The following is a 1,711-nucleotide window of genomic DNA, read 5'->3' on the forward strand; positions in this document are numbered from 1 at the left end:
GATCAATCCCGGCTTGTGATGACGCTAGTCATTGTCCTCTTCCGACAAGCGATCAATGACTTTCCGGGCCGCTTGAAAAGCGCACTCCACCGCAACATCTTCCGACCGGGCAAGCGCATCGGCATGCCGCCTGGTTTCGACGCCGTGGATGACGTAAGACCAATCCCAACTATCGGGGGCGGCCTTGAGTGTGTGGATGGAGACGGTTCGGCCTTTGTATTTCAATTCCATGTTTCGCACCCCCACTTCATCGCCCGCGTTTCGATCGCTTCCTTGCAGGCGTCATTCCACTCAGTAAACTTCGGATGGGCATAAAAATCCAGACGCCTCCCACATGGATGGAGGGCGGGTCTCCGCACAAGAGCGTCAGGCAAAACCGCGCAGGTGCTGACCGTGCCAGCATGGATTCGTTTTCAATATTGGCGGCGCCTGATACCCAGCGTTGACGCACGTCGACCGCCCGATAGTTGCCGCGCCGCCGCATACCTCCGAAGGCCCCAACGCACGGCGCCGGCCTTTGCGGCAGCACGTTGCAGCAATGCGGTTTTCAGCGCACAGGCCGCCGCCGATGCGGCTGGTACATTCATCCCCCACCCTCCGCCAGGCAGGCGACCACCTCGGCGTCGTCGATCTGCGGAAACTCCCTGTAATGCGCGCCAACCGCACGAAAATTAGCGGGCGCGGCCAGGCAGACCACTTCATCCGCATAGTCCTCCACCAGGGCCAGGGAATCCGGAGCGGCCACGGGCACGGCGCAGATCAGCCTCGCAGGCTGCTGCTGCCGCACCGCGTGCAGCGCGGCAATCATGGTGGCACCGGTGGCCAGGCCGTCATCCAGCACAATGACCGTGCGGCCGCCCAGCGGAGTTGCGGTGCGCCCGGGCGTGTAGAGCGCACGCCGCCGGCGCAGCAGTTCCAGCTGCTCTCTGCGCGCCTCTGCGATATAGGCCGGATCGGCGCCAGTCTGTTCGGCGAAGGGCGTGACATAAACCCAGCCGCTCTCATCCACCGCACCCACTGCCAGTTCACGCTGGAATGGCGCACCCAGTTTCCTGACCAGCACCACATCGAGTTCGCCGCCAAGCTGGTCGGCCAGGATCCTGCCCATCGGTACCGCCCCGCGTGGAACGGCCAGCACCACGGGATGCGTGCCGCGGTAATTCGAAAGCGCTTGCGCCAGCCGCGTGGCGGCTTCGGTCCTGTCCTGGAACATCATGATGTCTCCTGTTCACCGGTTGCCGGGTCCGCGCCCCGCCGCCCTGCCAGGTGTGTGGCGAACCACCCGGCAGCCAGCCGTGCCGCCACTTCCAGTGCGCCCGGTTCCTCGAACAGATGGGTCGCGCCGGCAACGATCTCGAAGTGCTTCTCGCAGGACATCCATGCGTAGGCACGCTCATTCAGGTGCAGCACCTCGGTATCCGCGCCGCCGACGATCAGCAAGGTCGGCGCGGACAACGCCGCGAGGGCGTCATGGCCCGCCAGATCCGGGCGGCCGCCGCGCGAAACCACGGCGTCGATCCGATAGCCGCCACCAGTCATCGCGGCGGCCCGGATTGCAGCCGCAGCACCAGTACTTGCGCCGAAGTACCCCAGCCGCAGTCGCCCAAGCTGCGCCATGCCGCGAACGGCGCGGGTGATACCCTCCAGGCGCGCGGCCAGCAGGCCAATATCGAAACGCCGCGCCAGCCCGACGTCTTCCTCGGCAAGCAGA

The 1,711-nt window shown here is 65.3% G+C and carries 3 protein-coding genes; 1 reads left to right on the forward strand and 2 read right to left on the reverse strand.

What is annotated here, in order from left to right; translation table 11 throughout:
• Positions 1-315: hypothetical protein (locus AC1DKD_RS41045; RefSeq protein ID WP_477144724.1), on the forward strand; the 315-nt coding region annotated here is incomplete at its 5' end.
• A gap of 268 nt (positions 316-583) precedes the next feature.
• On the opposite strand, the gene AC1DKD_RS41050 is transcribed toward AC1DKD_RS41045, so the two are convergent.
• Both AC1DKD_RS41050 and AC1DKD_RS41055 read right to left on the reverse strand, forming a co-directional pair.
• Positions 584-1,216, reverse strand: a complete 633-nt coding sequence (locus tag AC1DKD_RS41050; RefSeq protein ID WP_441627804.1) for a phosphoribosyltransferase — start codon at positions 1,214-1,216, stop codon at positions 584-586.
• Positions 1,213-1,711 (reverse strand): dienelactone hydrolase family protein (locus AC1DKD_RS41055; protein WP_477144725.1); only part of this gene is annotated, 499 nt, incomplete at its 5' end. The genes AC1DKD_RS41050 and AC1DKD_RS41055, both read right to left, overlap by 4 nt.

The sequence above is a fragment of the Cupriavidus sp. 05T313 genome, from assembly GCF_056396665.1.